This is a genomic window from Leucobacter celer subsp. astrifaciens, assembly GCF_001273835.1.
GTDB lineage: Bacteria > Actinomycetota > Actinomycetes > Actinomycetales > Microbacteriaceae > Leucobacter > Leucobacter celer.
In genome coordinates, this window is the sequence record NZ_JHEI01000234.1 from 1 (window position 1) to 290 (window position 290).

Sequence of the window (290 nt, forward strand, 5' to 3'; positions counted from 1 at the left end):
CCCGACGATACCGAGCTGGAACCAGACGTCGAGCCAGGCGTTGTGCGCACTCATGACCGAGATGCCGGCCTTGACATCGAGCGACTTGAAAGGCTCTGCCCAGGGCGCCCAGTAGCTCACCCAGCCCCAGCCGAACCAGGGCCGCTGATCCGCCAATTCGATGACTTTGTGCCAGGTCTCGACCCGGCCGGTGAGGTCACCGCTCTTGCCGAGCAGGCCGAATACGAAGTCGCGGGCGAACAGCGCTGCCCCGATCGCGGCGGCGAGCAGCACGCCGCCGCGATCGGGGC

General features: G+C 67.6%; 1 protein-coding gene. It reads right to left on the bottom strand.

Annotated elements, in window-relative coordinates; genetic code table 11:
* On the bottom strand, positions 1-290 hold a 290-nt coding region (locus AMS65_RS18375; RefSeq protein WP_162231797.1), incomplete at both ends, for an O-antigen ligase family protein.